The following is a 16031-nucleotide window of genomic DNA, read 5'->3' on the forward strand; positions in this document are numbered from 1 at the left end:
TGAGTCGAGCGAGAGTCAGGAGACCCTGAATCATCAAGCACCACCAAAACCCCCTGGATTTATCCATGGGGATGTTTAGGAGAAAATCAAGATGACACTCAAAAAACTGCCGATTGGCATTCAAACTTTTAGCCAAATCCGCGAAGGCGATTATGTTTACATCGACAAAACTGCGCTGGCTTATGAGCTGCTGCAAAGCTACAAGTATGTCTTTCTAAGCCGCCCCAGGCGTTTTGGTAAATCCCTGTTTTTGGATACCCTGCGTAATATTTTTGAAGGCCAAAAGCACCTCTTTTCCGGCTTGGCGATTGAAGACCAGTGGGATTGGAGCGTTAGTTATCCGGTGATTCACATTTCCTTCGCTGAAGGTAAAATCAAATCCTGCGATGACCTTGCAGACAAGTTTGAAGAGATCTTTATCATCAATCAGGAGCGGCTGGGCATCACCTGCCAGTTTGAGGCCAGAGACCGACGCTGTTTTAGTGAAATGATTCGCAAAGCCCATGAAAAATACCAGCAGCAGGTCGTGGTGCTGGTGGATGAATACGACAAGCCGATTCTGGACAACATCACCAATACCCCTCTAGCGCAAGAACTCCGCGATGGTCTGGTGAATTTTTACAGCGTGATCAAAGGTAGCGATGAATTTTTACGCTTTGCGTTTTTGACCGGCGTGAGCAAGTTCACTAAAACCTCCATTTTCAGCGGCTTGAACAACATCACTGATATTTCCTTACAGCGTAAATTCGGCGACATTTGCGGTTACAGCCAGCAGGATGTAGAAACCACCTTCGCACCCTATTTAACGGGTGTTGATATGAAAAAGGTGAAGGAGTGGTACAACGGCTATAATTTCCTTGGCAATCAGATGTATAACCCCTTTGATATCTTAAAGTTTATTGCCAATGAACACACTTTTAAGAACTACTGGTTTGAAAGCGGCACGCCCACCTTTTTGATGGAGCTGATCAAAAAACAACACTACTTCCTGCCCAATCTTGCTGATTTGCGGGTTGATGAAAAACTGCTTAACAGCTTTGATATCGACAACCTGGATTTGGAAGTGATCCTTTATCAAAGCGGTTACCTGACAATAGATACCGTGCAAACCACGCTGTTTGACACCCTTGAATACACCCTGAAAATTCCTAACAAAGAAGTCAAGCAATCGCTGAACGATTACATCATCGACACCCTGATCAAAGACAAACGCTCGATTCCAACCAAAACCCACATCTACAAAAGCCTGCTGGAAGCGGATATGCCAGGCTTCCAACAAGCCCTCACCAGTCTGTTTGCCAGCATTCCCTACAACCACTTCACCAAAAACGACATTCAAAACTATGAAGGCTTTTATGCCAGTGTTGTCTATGTGTACCTGCAAAGCCTGGGGCTGAATATCATCGGCGAAGATGTGACCAACACAGGCCGCATTGATCTCACTATCAAGATGGAACAGGCGATTTATATTCTCGAATTTAAAGTCGATGGCAAGGGTAAGGCACTGCAACAGCTCAAAGACAAGGGCTATGCCGCCAAGTACCAGAGCGAAGGCAAGGATATCTACCTCATCGGCATTCATTTTTCTACTCAGGAAAAAAACCTGTCTCACTTTGAATGGGCGCGGGGGTAACTTCATCCACTGCAGGTTATGAACAGAAAACTTCACCAGGTCGTTAAACCCATCAAACAGCAACTGGCGAGCAGTCAAATTACAACCAAGGAGCCAAGCTAACTCCATGAGCCGACTTGTACTTTTGATCCTCTTGGTTTCATTATCAATCACCACGACCCTGGCGGTCGATAGGCAGCTGCTGGATCTGCATCGCTTTGCTTACATCGGAGATTTGGAACGGTTAGAAACCGTGCTTGATGCGGGTGCAGACCTCAATGCAAAAGATCAGCATGGCATGAACGCGCTGCTCTGGGCGGCTTATAATAATCAAACCCAAGCGGCTCAGCGATTACTGGCTGCCGGTGCTGAACCCAATGCCACCACGCCTAGTGGGTTTACGGCACTGACCTATGCTGTACGCTACGGGAATACCAGTCTTGTTGAGCAGCTGTTGGCCGCAGGCGCAGACTTATTAACTGATAGCCGTGGTAATGACGCGCTTTATGAAGCCGTGCGGCAGGGCAATCTGCCAATTACTCGTTTATTGCTGCCCTTGCAGCCCAACCTGAATCACACCTACCAAAACCCTGATACTGATCGTTCACTCAGTACCAACCTGCTCCTGATTGCTGATGTGTTGTTCGTTTCTGCGTATAATGCCGCTTTTTATGCTTCTCACTCTGGTTTGTTCATGTCCCGATTTCTGAGCCTGATCCTGTTAGTTTTATTATTGATCACCCAGTATCGCCTTTGGTGGGGTGAGAACGGGTTGATTGAATTCCGGCAGGCTCGCGCCTTGGTTAGCACCATGGAACAGGAAAACCAACAGCTAAAAAAACGCAATCAGCGCCTGGATGCCGAAGTGCAGGACTTAAAAAGCGGGTTAGCTGCCGTGGATGAACGCGCACGTTTTGATCTGGGCATGATTGGCAGTGATGAAACTTTTTTTTGGCTGATCGGCCAACCACCCGCTGAGTTCTCACTTCCCGAATCTGGAAACACTTCACCATGAGCTTTACGCCTCGCCTCTGGTGCTTGCTGCCTGCTGCCGGTATAGGGCAGCGCATGGGTGCTGACTATCCCAAACAATACCTGCCGCTGGCCGGTAAAACCCTGCTGGAAGTCACCCTCGGCAAGCTGCATCAGGCTTTTCCTGCTGCCACCCTGATTTTACCTCTGCACCCAGACGATCACTGGTGGCCGGATGTTCATCAGCGCATCCTGCAAAATCATCCGAATTTACAACTGATAACGACCCTTGGTGGTGCTGAGCGGGCTGATTCAGTGCTCTGCGGACTAAAAATACTGGAGCAACAGGCCGCAGCAGCAGACTGGGTGCTGGTGCATGACATGGCTCGCCCCTGCGTGACGCAGAGCGACCTGTTCAAACTGTGGGACACGCTGCAAAATCATGCAGTGGGCGGCCTGCTGGCGGCACCCGTCGCTGACACCATGAAGCGCAGCAATCCACAAGGGCAGGTCGAAACCACCGTGGAACGCAGCCAGCTCTGGCACGCGCTGACGCCTCAACTGTTTCGTTACGGCCTGCTGAAAAATGCCCTGCAAACGGCGCTGGATCAGGGGCTTAACATCACCGATGAAGCCTCGGCACTGGAGGCTGCCGGTTATTCTCCACAATTGGTCAGCGGGCGGCGCGACAATATTAAAGTCACTCATCCAGAAGACTTGCCGCTGGCAGAACTTCTGCTGAAAAGCCATTCACTCAGCTAAAAGGCGTTGATCATGCGTATCGGACAAGGTTTTGATGTTCATAAATTCGGCCCCGGTGACCACATCACTCTGGGTGGTGTTTGTATTCCTTTTCACCAGGGGTTGGTTGCTCATTCCGATGGTGATGTACTCATTCATGCCCTGTGTGATGCGCTGCTGGGTGCTTGTGGACTAGGGGATATCGGGCATCACTTCCCCGATACCGACCCGGCCTTTGCCGGTGTGGACAGTCGTATTCTACTGCGCCGTGTGATGGAAGCCATTCAGCAACAGGGTTATCAACTGGTGAATGCTGATATGACCATCATTGCCCAGACACCCAAAATGGCACCTCATCTACCGGCGATGAAAAACAAGCTGGCAACCGATCTCAACACCACCTGGGATCGTATCAATATCAAAGCCACCACCACAGAAAAGCTCGGTTTTACCGGACGCGGTGAAGGTATTGCCGCTCAGGCCGTGGTATTACTGGAATCCCCATGCAACTAATCGAATCCCTGCTGGCATCCCTCCAGCAACCCCTGCCGCGTGCTTTTCCTGCATCACCTTGGCAGGGTGAGTATCGCCTGCAGCCACAGGATTTTATGGTGGAAGAAGTTCTGGGTTTTGAACCGGAAGGCCAGGGAGAACACCTTTACCTGTGGATCGAAAAAACCGGCAGCAATACCCCTTTTGTTGCTCAGGAACTGGCTCGCAAAGCGGGTATCCACCCCTCAGCCGTGACTTTTTCTGGACTCAAGGATCGCCACGCCGTTACCCGGCAATGGTTTTGCCTGCACTTGCCCGGCAAGGTTGATCCTGCCCTGGACAGCCTGAATGGTGACAACTGGCAGGTACTTAATGCTTGCCGTCATCCTCGCAAACTCAAGCGCGGCACCCATCGCGCTAACCGTTTTCAGCTGCGTATTCGCATCAACAATGCAGACGCCAGCACCGGTGAATGGCTACAACAACGCTGGCAGGAAATACTCTCAAACGGTGCACCCAACTACTTTGGGCCACAGCGGTTTGGTCATGGCGGGCAGAACCTGCAGCAGGGATTAAACTGGCTGCTGGCAACCACCCGGCCAAAACCACCTAAACGTCAGGATCGCAGCATCTGGCTGTCTGCAACTCGCAGCGCACTGTTTAATCGCTGGCTGGCTGAAAGCCTGCAGCAACATCAGTGGCTGAATCCTTTACCCGGCAGCTGTTTTAACCTGCAAGGCACCCGCAGTTATTTTTCTGACCCACAAGCGGCTGAAGATGAACTGATCAGCCGTATCAAAAGGCAGGATTTAAATCCGGCGGGGCCTTTAGCTGGCAAGGGCTGGCCACAGACTCATGGTTTGGCAGCAGAAGCAGAAGAAGCGTTTCAGCGACAATGGCAAGGTTTGTGGTCCGCACTGGAAAACCAAGGCTTAAAACGCGAATATCGCCCCTTACGAATGCTGGCCGAGCAACCCCTATTGGCATGGCAGGCTCCGTGGTTAACCCTGGGTTTTACCCTGCCCAGCGGTTGTTTTGCCACTAGCCTGTTGCGTGAACTGGTTGATGCCAAGGATGCCATGACCCGCGAACATGCTAAAGTAACCACCCAGTCTTCACAGGAGTTGCTGCCATGAAACTACTTTTATCCAATGATGATGGTGTTCACGCTCTGGGTCTGGCAACCCTGGCTGCGGCACTGGAAGATCTGGCTGAACTACTGGTAGTAGCACCGGATCGTAATCGCAGTGGTGCCAGCAATTCCCTGTCGCTGGATCGCCCATTAAGTACCCGACAGATGGATAACGGCTTCTGGTCGGTGGATGGCACTCCAACGGATTGTGTGCATCTGGCCATGGGTGGCATTTTTGGCAGCCAGCCGGATATGGTGATCTCCGGCATCAATCACGGTGCCAATCTGGGTGATGATGTGCTTTATTCCGGCACGGTGGCTGCTGCCACTGAAGGACGTTTTCTCGGTTTACCAGCGCTGGCGGTTTCACTGGATGGTGAACGTAACTTTGCCACAGCGGCATCGGTGGTGCGTAAACTGGTGGAAGGTTTTATGTCACAAACCAGCCGCCTGCAACTGCCACCGCGCAGCCTGCTGAATATCAACGTACCGGATGTGCCCTTGTTTGCCCTGAAGGGTTACCAGACCACCCGCCTTGGACATCGGCATCGTGGCCCGGAACCCATCAAAGTGCTGGATCCGCGTGGTAAACCCCGTTACTGGATTGCAGCAGCAGGGGATGCAGCAGAATCCGGCCCCGGAACCGATTTTTATGCTGTGGCAGAAGGGAAGGTTTCCATTACTCCGCTGCAGTTTGACATGACCCGACACGAGAGCCTGGATCAGGTATCCACATGGATGAACTCCATCAGCTGAATCCGCAGCTGCGCGGTATAGGTTTCACCTCTCAGCGCACCCGCAACCGTATGGTTGATCGCCTGATCAGTAAAGGCATCAGCAATCCACAGGTGTTGGAGGCTTTGCGTCGTTTGCCTCGCCACCTATTTCTGGACGAAGCACTGGCACATCGTGCTTATGAAGATACCGCACTACCCATAGGTCTGGGACAAACCCTCAGCCAGCCTTATATTGTGGCGCGTATGACCGAACTGCTAATGGAAGTCAGCCCGCGTCGTGTACTGGAAATTGGTACTGGCTCAGGGTTTCAGTGTGCACTGCTGGCCTGCCTGATTCCCGAAGTTTACAGCGTGGAGCGTCTCGAACCCTTGCTGCACAAGGCGCAATTACGCCTGGTTGGATTACAACTGAAAAATGCTCGCGTGACTCATGCTGATGGCAGTATCGGCTTAAAAAAACATGCACCCTACGATGCCATACTACTGACCGCTGCCCCGGAACACATTCCCGAAACCCTGTTTGACCAACTGCAAGAAGGTGGACGCATGATTTTACCCGTCGGGACTGAACAACAAATCCTGAGTGTATTTGATAAAAAAGGAGGCCGTATGCTGCGTCAGGATATTGAGCCGGTTCACTTTGTCCCGCTGTTACCGGGAGTCAGTCGATGAAAGCATGGCAAATTTATCTGCGCGGCATGGGTATGGGTGCTGCGGATGTAGTGCCAGGCATTTCCGGTGGCACCGTAGCCTTTATCACCGGCATTTATGAACGCCTGATCAACTGCCTGCGCAGCTTTGACTGGCAACTGCTGGCTGCCTGGAGGAAGGGTGGTTTAAAGGGCATTTATCAGGCGGTGGATGGCACTTTTTTGCTTTCTCTGCTGGCCGGTGTGTTCACCAGCCTGTTGTTGCTGGCTCACCTGATCAGCTGGCTGCTGGTGACCTATCCGCATCATCTGAATGGTTTCTTTTTTGGTCTGGTTGCCAGCTCCGGCATTATCATTTCTCGCCAGATCGTTCACTGGACATTCAGTCGATTGTTTTTTATTGCCCTGGGTGCGGTGCTAGCCAATTTACTGGGATTACTGTTACCCAGTATCGGACAGATTACTCCGTTAACTTTTTTTCTGGCTGGCATGATCTCTATTTGTGCCATGATTCTACCCGGAATATCCGGTAGCTTTTTATTACTGGTGATGGGGCTTTACGGCCCACTGATCGAGGCATTAAAAGCAGCCAACCTGCCACTGCTGTTTGCATTTGCTGGTGGTGCGGGCATTGGCCTACTGTCATTTTCCCACCTGTTGGGCTGGTTATTTGAGCATTACCGAGCAGCCACTTTTGCCACCCTGTTCGGTTTTGTGATTGCCTCACTCAGCCATATCTGGCCTTGGCAACTACTGACCCATTACCGCATCAGTCCAGAAGGAAAAATGATCCCTTTAGACACACAAGTGTTACTTCCCTGGAGTTATACTCAAATTACCGGGGAACCCTCCCACCTCATCCCTGTCGTAATTTTAGCCTTGGGTGGCTGGCTGCTAGTGCTTTGGCTGGCACCACGCAACAAATAAACATGGTGAATCTTTTCCGGCATATTAATTGCAAGTTTTTGAATGTACTGAAGTCACCCTAAGCAGAGTCTGTCTTCTGACTTGATTCTGCCCTGCAACACCAAAGGAGCGGGTTATGACCAGAAGCGAAAAAAACATCTCTGCAACTCTTACCAAAGAGCCACTGGATATTGAAGCAAAGCTGCTTGATGAAGACAGTGATGAGCTCCAGCTGAACGACACTGAGCTTAGTGAGGCGGAAGAATTTGAGCAGGCACTCGAAAATGATTCTCTGACACCCAACACCTCGCTGGATGCCACTCAGATTTACCTGAATGAAATTGGTGCCTCTCCCCTGTTAACCCCGGAAGAAGAAGTTTATTTTGGCCGCCTGGCGCGTAAGGGTGATGCCGCTGGACGTAAACGGATGATTGAAAGCAACCTGCGGCTGGTGGTTAAAATTGCCCGGCGTTACAACAACCGGGGATTATCCCTACTGGATCTGATAGAAGAAGGCAATCTCGGCCTGATCCGTGCAGTAGAAAAGTTCGATCCTGAACGTGGCTTTCGTTTTTCCACCTATGCCACCTGGTGGATTCGCCAGACTATCGAACGGGCATTAATGAACCAGACACGCACCGTGCGCCTGCCCATTCATGTGGTCAAAGAACTCAACACCTACTTGCGCGCCGGACGCGAGCTGTCACAACAGCTGGATCATGAAGCCACACCGGAAGATATTGCCCGCCATCTGGACAAACCGGTTGAAAGCATCAAAAGGCTGCTGGGATTAAACGAACGCAACACCTCCTTTGATTATCCGGCAGGCCAGAAGGCTGACAAACCCTTGCTGGAAACCCTGACCAGTGAAGGTGACAGCGATCCGCTGAACCATATCCAGGGTGAAGACATCTGTAACAATGTAGAAATCTGGCTGGAAGAACTGACAGAAAAACAACGCGAAGTAGTGACTCGGCGATTTGGATTACGCGGCCATGAAGCAACCACGCTGGAGGAAGTGGGTCGTGAAATTGGCCTCACCCGTGAGCGGGTTCGGCAGATCCAGATGGAAGCACTAAAACGCCTCAGAAAAATGCTGGATCGGGAAGGTGTGGATATGGAGGCGGTCATCAGCAACTAAAAACTCCGCCTTATTTGTTCCTGTTGTGATAACCGGCTGTCATCAGCCGGTTTTTCTTTGTACGCAATAGCATACATACATGAGTGCTAACAGCAGTAGTTGCATCAAAACCACTTGATACAGATCAATTTTTTTATCTATCCAATTGATTTTAAAGTAGATAAAGATTAGTCGCATATTCATGTCAGTCACTTTCACCCCCTTCCTATCCTGCCATAAAGTGTTAATCTGAACGTGTTGTCAGGGAGCAAGGAGCAGGATGACAAGGATAAAGGGAAGCCAGTTGCAAGGTCAAAGGAGGTCAGGAAGACCAGACCCTAGAGCAACCGGACAGCTTTGGAAAGCTGAAGGCAGGTCAGCCGAATTAATGCAGACAAGGATTTCGGGAAACACCCCAAAGGAGACTGCAACTGGATGTGCAGTCAGCACGGATAGCGCAATGGAAAGACCCTCGGGCGGCTTAGCCGCCCTTATTTTTTATGCTACAATCCCGCCTTAAATTTATTCAATCCCTCGGTATTCAAGAACATCATGCTGACCAGAAGATACTTCCTTCTTAGCCTCTTTTTTTGTTGTTTTCCTGTCTGGTCACAAATCCAAAGTGAACCGACGCTTCCATATAACAGCTTGGCTTATTCTTACCTGGCTAATATTCAACCAAGCATGGATATGAAGCTAGCAGCAAATCCACTCGCGGATCAATCGCAGCCCCCTAAATACCAGGGCATGGTTCGTGAAACACGCAACATAGGCATTATGTCACTGGGGATTATGGCAATAATCTACGCCCTGCCAGAAAGCATTTCTAAATGGGATCGCAGTGAAATGACCTTCAGCAAGCTGGGTGATAACTGGGTTCAGAACAACAAAGATGGCCCGGTATGGGATCAGGACGAGTGGCAACTCAATTACATCGGCCACCCGTATTTTGGTGCTGTTTATTATATGGTAGCACGCAACCAAGGCTTGACCCCACTTGAATCAGGCGGCTATTCCTTTTTAATGTCTACCTTCTTATGGGAAATGGGTATTGAGGCGCTCGCAGAAATCCCATCAAAACAGGACATCATTGTTACCCCCCTGATCGGATCTATAGTAGGTGAAGCCTTCTATACTTGGGAGCAACGCATCCAAGCTAATAATAGCAAGCTATTAGGTTCTCGCTTTCTTGGCAAAAGCACCCTGGTGTTTCTTAACCCTGCAGGTAGCCTGTCGGCACGTATCAATCGTGCTCTTGGAGACGATAAACCAACCAGCGGGGCTTACAGCCAATTGATATACAGCCCCGCATACCAGCGCTTTGAACCCGGTGTGGGTTACTCAGCCGAACCAGAATGGATAGGCATAAAACTAGGCTTCCAATTCTGAGCAGCTCAGGATGAAAAACTCAAAACTAAAAAAGCTTCAACCTGATTGTTCAGCCGTACGTCTCGATCCAGTGCAGCGCTGGGTGTTTCCACACTAAAATGGTTGTAGCGTACACCTGTTTCTAACTGCCAGCCACGTCCAACAGGGTGTAGCACACCAACCTGCACACCACCAGACAAGCCGGACTGGTAATCATCTTTGCCACGCAAGGCTGAACCCAGCTCAAAATCCACCACCCCACCAAATACACCAGCAAAAGCCTGCCAGTCGCTACCTACATGCCACAGCCGCTCATAATTGGCATGTATGGTACGGGTATTCACCTCATCCCAGCTATATAGGTTCAAGTCAGCATAAACTCGGTAATGCGGATAACTGACACCCAACACCGCACCGACTCCCGTAGCGGTGTCATCCTTAATACCACTAAAAACACCACTGGCCTGACTGAAGCGCAAACCAGCCAGAGTGGCAACATCTGACGCAGCAACAGGCAAAGCCATTGCCATCAGTAATAACCCACCACAGACCAGTTGAACTGGCTTTTTGAAACACTGCATGACCTATCTCCAGAAAAACTGGCCGTAGGATAACCTTTTTTACCTGACGCTTCACCCTGGATCAGTTAAAATGATCTACATCAATTTCCCCTCTGCTGCACCCCGGATACCCCATGCCTGCATCTGTTGCCACACACACTAACATCACACCAGCCAGCACCCGCAAGATTTTTGATTACCCCAAATACTGGGCTGAATGTTTTGGTACTGCCCCTTTCCTGCCCATGAGCCGGGAAGAAATGGATCAACTCGGCTGGGATCGTTGTGACATCATTCTGGTCACCGGGGATGCTTATGTGGATCACCCTTCTTTTGGTATGGCGGTGATCGGGCGCACCCTGGAAGCCCAGGGATTCCGGGTCGGCATCATTGCCCAGCCGGACTGGCAATCCAAAGACGACTTCATGAAACTCGGCAAACCCGAGCTGTTTTTTGGTGTAACTGCAGGCAATATGGACTCCATGATCAACCGCTACACGGCTGATCGCAAGATACGTTCTGACGATGCCTACACTCCCGGTGGTACGGCAGGAAAGCGCCCGGATCGTGCCAGTCTGGTTTACACCCAACGCTGCAAAGAAGCCTGGAGTGATGTGCCGATTGTACTGGGTGGCATTGAAGCCTCATTACGCCGCATTGCCCATTATGACTACTGGCAGGACAAGGTACGTCGCTCCATCCTGCTGGATGCCAAGGCCGACATCCTGCTGTATGGCAACGCCGAGCGGGCACTGGTGGAAGTGGCGCACCGTATAGCCCAGGGTGAAGAAGTTGCACAAATCACTGATGTACGCGGCACAGCGTTTATCCGCAAAGACACCCCGCAGGACTGGCTGGAAATTGACTCCACCCGCGTGGATCGTCCCGGACGCGTGGATCAGATCATCAACCCCTACGTGAATACTCAGGACACGGCAGCCTGCGCCATAGAGCAGCAGAAAGGTGAACAGACCAGTCCACTTTTTGATTCACAAACCGAACAAGCGCTGGAACTACTGACCGCTGAACAGGCTGCAGAGCGCAAACGCCTGGAAAAACAGGTTCGCGGGGAAGGACGTGACCATACCGTGATCCGCCTGCCCAGCTTTGAAAAAGTCGCCAAAGACCCGGTGCTCTACGCCCACGCCAACCGGGTATTGCATCTGGAAACCAACCCCGGCAATGCCCGTGCACTGGTACAAAAACACGGAGAGCAGGATTTGTGGATCAACCCACCGCCGATTCCGCTGACCACCGAAGAGATGGATGCTGTTTTTGATCAGCCCTACACCCGTGCACCCCATCCGGTTTATGGTGATGCCCGTATCCCAGCCTGGGAAATGATCCGTTTTTCCGTCAACATCATGCGCGGCTGTTTTGGGGGCTGCACCTTCTGTTCCATCACCGAACACGAAGGGCGCATCATCCAGAACCGCTCCAAAGGCTCCATCCTGCGGGAAATTGAAGCCATGCGTGATCAGGTCAAGGGTTTCACCGGCATCGTATCTGATCTGGGCGGCCCCACTGCCAACATGTACCGTCTGGCCTGCAAAGACCCGGATATCGAGGCCGCTTGCCGTAAACCTTCTTGTGTTTACCCCGGCATCTGCCAGAACCTGAACACCGACCACACTTCACTGATAGAACTCTACCGCGAAGCCCGTGCGTTACCCGGTGTCAAAAAGGTATTAATTGCCTCCGGCCTGCGTTATGACCTGGCAGTGGAATCACCTGAATATGTGAAAGAACTGGTGACCCATCACGTGGGTGGTTACCTGAAAATTGCACCGGAACACACCGAAGAAGGGCCATTATCGAAGATGATGAAGCCGGGCATCGGCAGTTATGACCGCTTCAAACAAATGTTCGACAAGTTCTCGAAGGAAGCAGGTAAAGAGCAATACCTGATTCCCTACTTTATTGCTGCCCACCCCGGCACCACTGATGAAGACATGATGAACCTGGCACTCTGGCTGAAGCGCAACGACTTCCGCGCTGATCAGGTGCAGGCTTTTTACCCCTCACCCATGGCTACCGCCACCGCCATGTACCACAGCGAACGCAACCCACTGCGCAAGGTGAACTACAAGAGTGACAGGGTGGATGCCATCAAGGGTGAGCGTCAGCGTCGCCTGCACAAGGCATTTTTGCGTTACCACGATCCCAAAAACTGGCCGCTGTTGCGTGAAGCCTTAAAAAGTATGGGGCGTGCCGACCTGATCGGTTACGGCAAAAAACACCTGATTCCCCCGACTGACCCGATCAAGGGCACCACTAAAGCAGAAGCCTTTAAAAAAGGTGCTAAACCAGTGCTGACCCAGCACACAGGTTTACCCCCAAGGGATAAGGCATACACCAAAAACAAAACCAAAATGAAAAAACAAAAAGGCCGGTGATTAGACCGGCCATCACTTACACCGCAACGCAGGGAAAATAATTTTAATCCAAAACCAAATCAAAAGTAATCAAAGTCAAGATCCCCATCAATACTAGTATTACTTTCAACTTTATCAGGAAAGTCTTCATTTGGATTAGAACCGAACAAATCCGTACTTTGCGCCAGATAAAGCGAATTGGAAATGACCGACAAACCCAGCTGTGGCGTACCCTGCACACTTGCAACACGAGAATGAGGGGCAAAAATCAAACCAGACATACTATTCTGACCCTCAGTATTCAAAGTCAGCGTACCGGTTCCTTGACTCATTAGCAGTACAGGAAAGTTCTGGTTGGTATCTTCATCCTTTGCCTTGCCGGTGAAGGTCACATCACCATTACCTTCAACAATAATGATGGTCATTGAGCTTATATTATCAAGGGAGAAGCTAGCCGTTGTTCCTTGCGGAGCTTGTAACCTCACAACTGGAAAACCATAGCCCTCCATAGATGAAAGCTGCGCCCAGATTCCATCAAGAATATCCTGATCATCAAATGCGGCATAATCACCAGGAGTTAAATCATCTATATTCTTTCCACCTTGGCAATTGGGGCCAGTCCCACCAATGCAATTACTTTGGTTAGGATTTGCTTTTTCAGGAGGCTGCCCTGAGCCAAGAAATATGGTTTGTGGGTGGTTATCAAGAAGATCAAAAAGATCCTGAACAGGCGAATTTGGTGGGAATTGTGGAATGCTTATTTTCAAATTAACAGCGGCAGCCAGAGTTAAAATAGGATTATTCAAGTCTGAGCCAGACTGGCTACGTGCCACAACTCTAATTTTACAAGATGAACCAAGAGCACTTCCTGTGCAAGGAGAAGTTGACTGATCTATCAACACAACATTCTCATCAATCCAATAATAAACATCTGGAGACTGATTAAAACGATATTTGCTATTTAATGTTCCATCGCCATCGCCATATTCATTTAAATTCAAAAAATCTGCCAACCCTGCATCCGTAGAGAAAGCATTTTGAATACATGCAGCAGATGCATTTAAGCTGGTCAGGTTACAGTCACTTGCCGCCAAGCGCCGCTCCACCCTTAACAGAGCTGCCTCAGTTGCTGATTCCAAGCTAGGTCTACTTTGAACCGTTGTCGCAACACGCTGCTCCACACCTGTACGGTCGATGGAAGATACAACAATCACGCCAATAAACAGCATCATCAATAAGGCCAGGGCCAGGATAAAGCCGCCTTGTTGTTTATATTGATAATTCATAACCCACCTGCCTGAAAGTTAAAAAGCAAAATCGAAGTCTGGTGCTTCCGAGCTGTACACCGTATTTACAGTGTTCTCAAAACCATACTCACCATCAAAACCGTCCAGATCGTTCGGTGCTGGTAATGACTACCAATCCGACAAAAAGCATCATTAACAGGGAGAGCGCCAAAATAAAGCCCTGTTGAGGCGTGGTACGATTTACCTTTACCTGTTTTACTGAACCCATGCTTTTCTCCTGAGCTTACTGGGTTGCCCGCTCTCTTAATCGGCTTCGCAGAGTTGCGGTAAATACGTGATCAGAATAACCTTCCAACCTTCTGAATTCTGTTGCATCAAAAGCCAGTTTCACTCTGACAGCTATAACTTCAGCATGTGTTGCTCCGGCACAGTCCTCATAATGAGCAAGCATCTGTTGGTCTACATGGTGGTAAATCAAACATTTCAGTTCAAAGCTACTAATGTCATAAGCAATGATTTCTGTGGTTGCGCCCACACGACAAGCAAGGTGGTTTGTCCCTGCCGGTTGATAGTAGGTTTCAAAGAACTCAACACCTTCACTTGGTTCTTCACCGATACAACTGAGTCGTCCAGCTGCACCCATGCGCTTCACAGAAAGCTGATTATTCGTTGTGGTTGCATTATTTGCTGTGTCATTAGCCAGCACTTCCGCTGTTCTTAAGCTGCGACTGATCAGACTGGTGGTGAAGCGCAGTGTTTCCTGTACTTGTTCATAATCACGGGTGAGGTTTTGTGCCTGGGTAATGGCCGCTATGCTGGAGGCAATACCCATCAGCAGCAAAGCACCAATTGCCAGTGCCACCAGCAGTTCTATCAGCGTAAAACCCTGTTGTCGGTTATTACTCATTGCAACCTCCCGACCAATAATTAATCAACAGGCTTTGGGTAATGCTGTCCTTCATGGGTGCGGTAGGGGTAATCGTCAAGGTAAAACGCCAGTAACCATCCTCAACAACCTTGCCTGCTTGCTCATCAGCTGGCGAAGGATCCTTATCAGCAAAATCAGCAGCTAAACTTGAAACCCACCCGCTGCGAGAACCCGTCATATGGTCAGCCCGCCACTCCTCATGCAAGCCCGACAGAAAAGAGTTTAATCCATCAGTACCCGTATCATTTATAAAGCTCTCTAACTCTGCAGGATCTTCTAAATCACTAACTTCAACGCTTAGAAAACACAAGTTCGCCCGCAATCTTTCTTGCATATCCTGTGAGTACAAGCCGGCCAGACTGCGCTGGTGGGCTGCCAAAGCTTGGTTTTGCCCTCTAACCTGTAGTGTCACCATTGCCATTAGCCCAACGGTGATGACCAACCCTGCAACCAGCACTTCGATCAGGCTGAATCCTTGTTGTTTTTTTGGCTTGCCAAGGTTTTTCATTATTGGCACTCACTGGAATCATTGGTTTCACGGATGACAATGCGCCCATTAAAACAAACTTCTACCTGCTTGTTTCGGCTGCCAGCAGTGGTTTGTAAGTAGACAGTGGCATTATCAGCAGCAACCTGACGATTACCCAGCCCATGAAAATTCAATTGCCTATCTGTAACACCGAAAAATTCCAGTTCTGTGCTGGGCGTCAGGTCAAATACTCGGCTCAGGGTTAAGGTGCTGCCTGTAACTGCAAACACTCCTAACCGGCTGGTTGCTGTGGTACTACAAGCAGTGGCTGTAGAGCTGCTAACAAAACACAGGCGATAGTTACGTCTAAGCCGGGTAGCTTCATTGCGGGTATAAAGAAGCGCCCCGTAGACTTCGTTAGTGATGGCTGTTAATCGTCCACGCTCAATCATCGCCTGTCCGGCTGGCATGGCAACTCCCACTATGATAGCAATCAAACCCAGCACCATAAGCAATTCCAACAGGGTGAATCCCTGCTGTTGAGTCACTCCTGCAGATGTGGTTTTGCGCGGCATGGTATCCCTTCTTCATAAAAAAATACTTTTGTTTACTATATTCACCTATTGTCACACAAGCAAGGTTTATGGAAGGCGGTATTTCTTCACGGCCGTGACTGCTCCCCGCCCTAAGCGCTAAAGCGCCACGGGCGAGGCTTCCAACTT

General features: G+C 50.0%; 17 protein-coding genes. 11 read left to right on the top strand and 6 right to left on the bottom strand.

Annotated features, from left to right (window positions below; all coding sequences use genetic code 11):
• Positions 1-91: 91 nt before the first annotated feature.
• The 10 genes from IBX50_RS03220 (at position 92) to IBX50_RS03265 (ending at position 9751) form a co-directional block, all read left to right on the top strand.
• A complete protein-coding gene (locus tag IBX50_RS03220) occupies positions 92-1633 on the top strand; it encodes an ATP-binding protein (RefSeq protein ID WP_292253244.1) in 1542 nt (513 codons plus the stop codon).
• 106 nt (positions 1634-1739) lie between these two features.
• Positions 1740-2627, top strand: coding sequence for a cell division protein FtsB (gene ftsB / locus IBX50_RS03225; RefSeq protein WP_292253246.1), 888 nt, complete (start codon positions 1740-1742; stop codon positions 2625-2627).
• Entirely contained in the window at positions 2624-3346 is a 723-nt protein-coding gene (ispD, locus tag IBX50_RS03230) for a 2-C-methyl-D-erythritol 4-phosphate cytidylyltransferase (protein WP_292253247.1), read from the top strand. Before ftsB ends, ispD begins: the two co-directional genes overlap by 4 nt.
• A 12-nt stretch (positions 3347-3358) precedes the next feature.
• Positions 3359-3838, top strand: a complete 480-nt coding sequence (ispF, locus tag IBX50_RS03235) for a 2-C-methyl-D-erythritol 2,4-cyclodiphosphate synthase (protein WP_292253249.1) — start codon at positions 3359-3361, stop codon at positions 3836-3838.
• Positions 3829-4953: a tRNA pseudouridine(13) synthase TruD gene (locus IBX50_RS03240; protein ID WP_292253251.1), complete on the top strand. Its 1125-nt coding sequence runs from the start codon at positions 3829-3831 to the stop codon at positions 4951-4953. The genes ispF and IBX50_RS03240 overlap by 10 nt, the downstream gene beginning before the upstream one ends.
• A complete protein-coding gene (gene surE, locus IBX50_RS03245; protein ID WP_292253253.1) occupies positions 4950-5705 on the top strand; it encodes a 5'/3'-nucleotidase SurE in 756 nt (251 codons plus the stop codon). The genes IBX50_RS03240 and surE overlap by 4 nt, the downstream gene beginning before the upstream one ends.
• On the top strand, positions 5702-6358 hold the full coding sequence (locus IBX50_RS03250; protein WP_292253267.1) for a protein-L-isoaspartate(D-aspartate) O-methyltransferase: 657 nt from the start codon (positions 5702-5704) through the stop codon (positions 6356-6358). Before surE ends, IBX50_RS03250 begins: the two co-directional genes overlap by 4 nt.
• Positions 6355-7263 carry a DUF368 domain-containing protein gene (locus IBX50_RS03255; protein ID WP_292253254.1) on the top strand — a complete coding sequence of 303 codons (909 nt, stop codon included), beginning with the start codon at positions 6355-6357 and terminating at the stop codon, positions 7261-7263. Before IBX50_RS03250 ends, IBX50_RS03255 begins: the two co-directional genes overlap by 4 nt.
• A gap of 115 nt (positions 7264-7378) precedes the next feature.
• Positions 7379-8383, top strand: a complete 1005-nt coding sequence (gene rpoS / locus IBX50_RS03260; protein ID WP_292253255.1) for an RNA polymerase sigma factor RpoS — start codon at positions 7379-7381, stop codon at positions 8381-8383.
• 531 nt (positions 8384-8914) lie between these two features.
• Positions 8915-9751, top strand: coding sequence for a DUF3943 domain-containing protein (locus IBX50_RS03265; protein ID WP_292253256.1), 837 nt, complete (start codon positions 8915-8917; stop codon positions 9749-9751).
• A gap of 5 nt (positions 9752-9756) precedes the next feature.
• Here the strand turns inward: IBX50_RS03265 and IBX50_RS03270 are convergent, their stop codons facing one another.
• Entirely contained in the window at positions 9757-10311 is a 555-nt protein-coding gene (locus tag IBX50_RS03270) for a TonB-dependent receptor (protein ID WP_292253257.1), read from the bottom strand.
• A gap of 113 nt (positions 10312-10424) precedes the next feature.
• On the opposite strand from IBX50_RS03270, the gene IBX50_RS03275 reads away from it, so the two are divergent.
• Positions 10425-12686, top strand: coding sequence for a YgiQ family radical SAM protein (locus IBX50_RS03275; RefSeq protein WP_292253258.1), 2262 nt, complete (start codon positions 10425-10427; stop codon positions 12684-12686).
• A gap of 59 nt (positions 12687-12745) precedes the next feature.
• Here the strand turns inward: IBX50_RS03275 and IBX50_RS03280 are convergent, their stop codons facing one another.
• The 5 genes from IBX50_RS03280 to IBX50_RS03300 all read right to left on the bottom strand — a co-directional run bounded on the left by IBX50_RS03280 (position 12746) and on the right by IBX50_RS03300 (position 15884).
• Positions 12746-13951: a hypothetical protein gene (locus tag IBX50_RS03280; RefSeq protein WP_292253259.1), complete on the bottom strand. Its 1206-nt coding sequence runs from the start codon at positions 13949-13951 to the stop codon at positions 12746-12748.
• A 94-nt stretch (positions 13952-14045) separates the two neighbouring features.
• Positions 14046-14180 (bottom strand): hypothetical protein, encoded by a 135-nt coding sequence (locus tag IBX50_RS03285; RefSeq protein WP_292253260.1) that lies wholly within the window; start codon positions 14178-14180, stop codon positions 14046-14048.
• Between the two features lie 15 nt (positions 14181-14195).
• Positions 14196-14819: a PilW family protein gene (locus tag IBX50_RS03290; protein WP_292253262.1), complete on the bottom strand. Its 624-nt coding sequence runs from the start codon at positions 14817-14819 to the stop codon at positions 14196-14198.
• Positions 14812-15348, bottom strand: coding sequence for a type IV pilus modification protein PilV (pilV, locus tag IBX50_RS03295; protein WP_292253263.1), 537 nt, complete (start codon positions 15346-15348; stop codon positions 14812-14814). Before pilV ends, IBX50_RS03290 begins: the two co-directional genes overlap by 8 nt.
• Complete coding sequence (locus IBX50_RS03300) at positions 15348-15884, bottom strand: Tfp pilus assembly protein FimT/FimU (protein WP_292253266.1); 537 nt, start codon at positions 15882-15884, stop codon at positions 15348-15350. Before IBX50_RS03300 ends, pilV begins: the two co-directional genes overlap by 1 nt.
• Positions 15885-16031 lie beyond the last annotated feature (147 nt).

The organism is Marinospirillum sp., assembly GCF_014859565.1.

Coding starts and splice junctions, on each gene's coding strand:
- IBX50_RS03220 (WP_292253244.1), top strand. CDS start 92: ATGACACTCAAAAAACTGCCGATTGGCATTCAAACTTTTAGCCAAATC.
- ftsB (WP_292253246.1), top strand. CDS start 1,740: ATGAGCCGACTTGTACTTTTGATCCTCTTGGTTTCATTATCAATCACC.
- ispD (WP_292253247.1), top strand. CDS start 2,624: ATGAGCTTTACGCCTCGCCTCTGGTGCTTGCTGCCTGCTGCCGGTATA.
- ispF (WP_292253249.1), top strand. CDS start 3,359: ATGCGTATCGGACAAGGTTTTGATGTTCATAAATTCGGCCCCGGTGAC.
- IBX50_RS03240 (WP_292253251.1), top strand. CDS start 3,829: ATGCAACTAATCGAATCCCTGCTGGCATCCCTCCAGCAACCCCTGCCG.
- surE (WP_292253253.1), top strand. CDS start 4,950: ATGAAACTACTTTTATCCAATGATGATGGTGTTCACGCTCTGGGTCTG.
- IBX50_RS03255 (WP_292253254.1), top strand. CDS start 6,355: ATGAAAGCATGGCAAATTTATCTGCGCGGCATGGGTATGGGTGCTGCG.
- rpoS (WP_292253255.1), top strand. CDS start 7,379: ATGACCAGAAGCGAAAAAAACATCTCTGCAACTCTTACCAAAGAGCCA.
- IBX50_RS03265 (WP_292253256.1), top strand. CDS start 8,915: ATGCTGACCAGAAGATACTTCCTTCTTAGCCTCTTTTTTTGTTGTTTT.
- IBX50_RS03270 (WP_292253257.1), bottom strand. CDS start 10,311: ATGCAGTGTTTCAAAAAGCCAGTTCAACTGGTCTGTGGTGGGTTATTA.
- IBX50_RS03275 (WP_292253258.1), top strand. CDS start 10,425: ATGCCTGCATCTGTTGCCACACACACTAACATCACACCAGCCAGCACC.
- IBX50_RS03280 (WP_292253259.1), bottom strand. CDS start 13,951: ATGAATTATCAATATAAACAACAAGGCGGCTTTATCCTGGCCCTGGCC.
- IBX50_RS03285 (WP_292253260.1), bottom strand. CDS start 14,180: ATGGGTTCAGTAAAACAGGTAAAGGTAAATCGTACCACGCCTCAACAG.
- IBX50_RS03290 (WP_292253262.1), bottom strand. CDS start 14,819: ATGAGTAATAACCGACAACAGGGTTTTACGCTGATAGAACTGCTGGTG.
- pilV (WP_292253263.1), bottom strand. CDS start 15,348: ATGAAAAACCTTGGCAAGCCAAAAAAACAACAAGGATTCAGCCTGATC.
- IBX50_RS03300 (WP_292253266.1), bottom strand. CDS start 15,884: ATGCCGCGCAAAACCACATCTGCAGGAGTGACTCAACAGCAGGGATTC.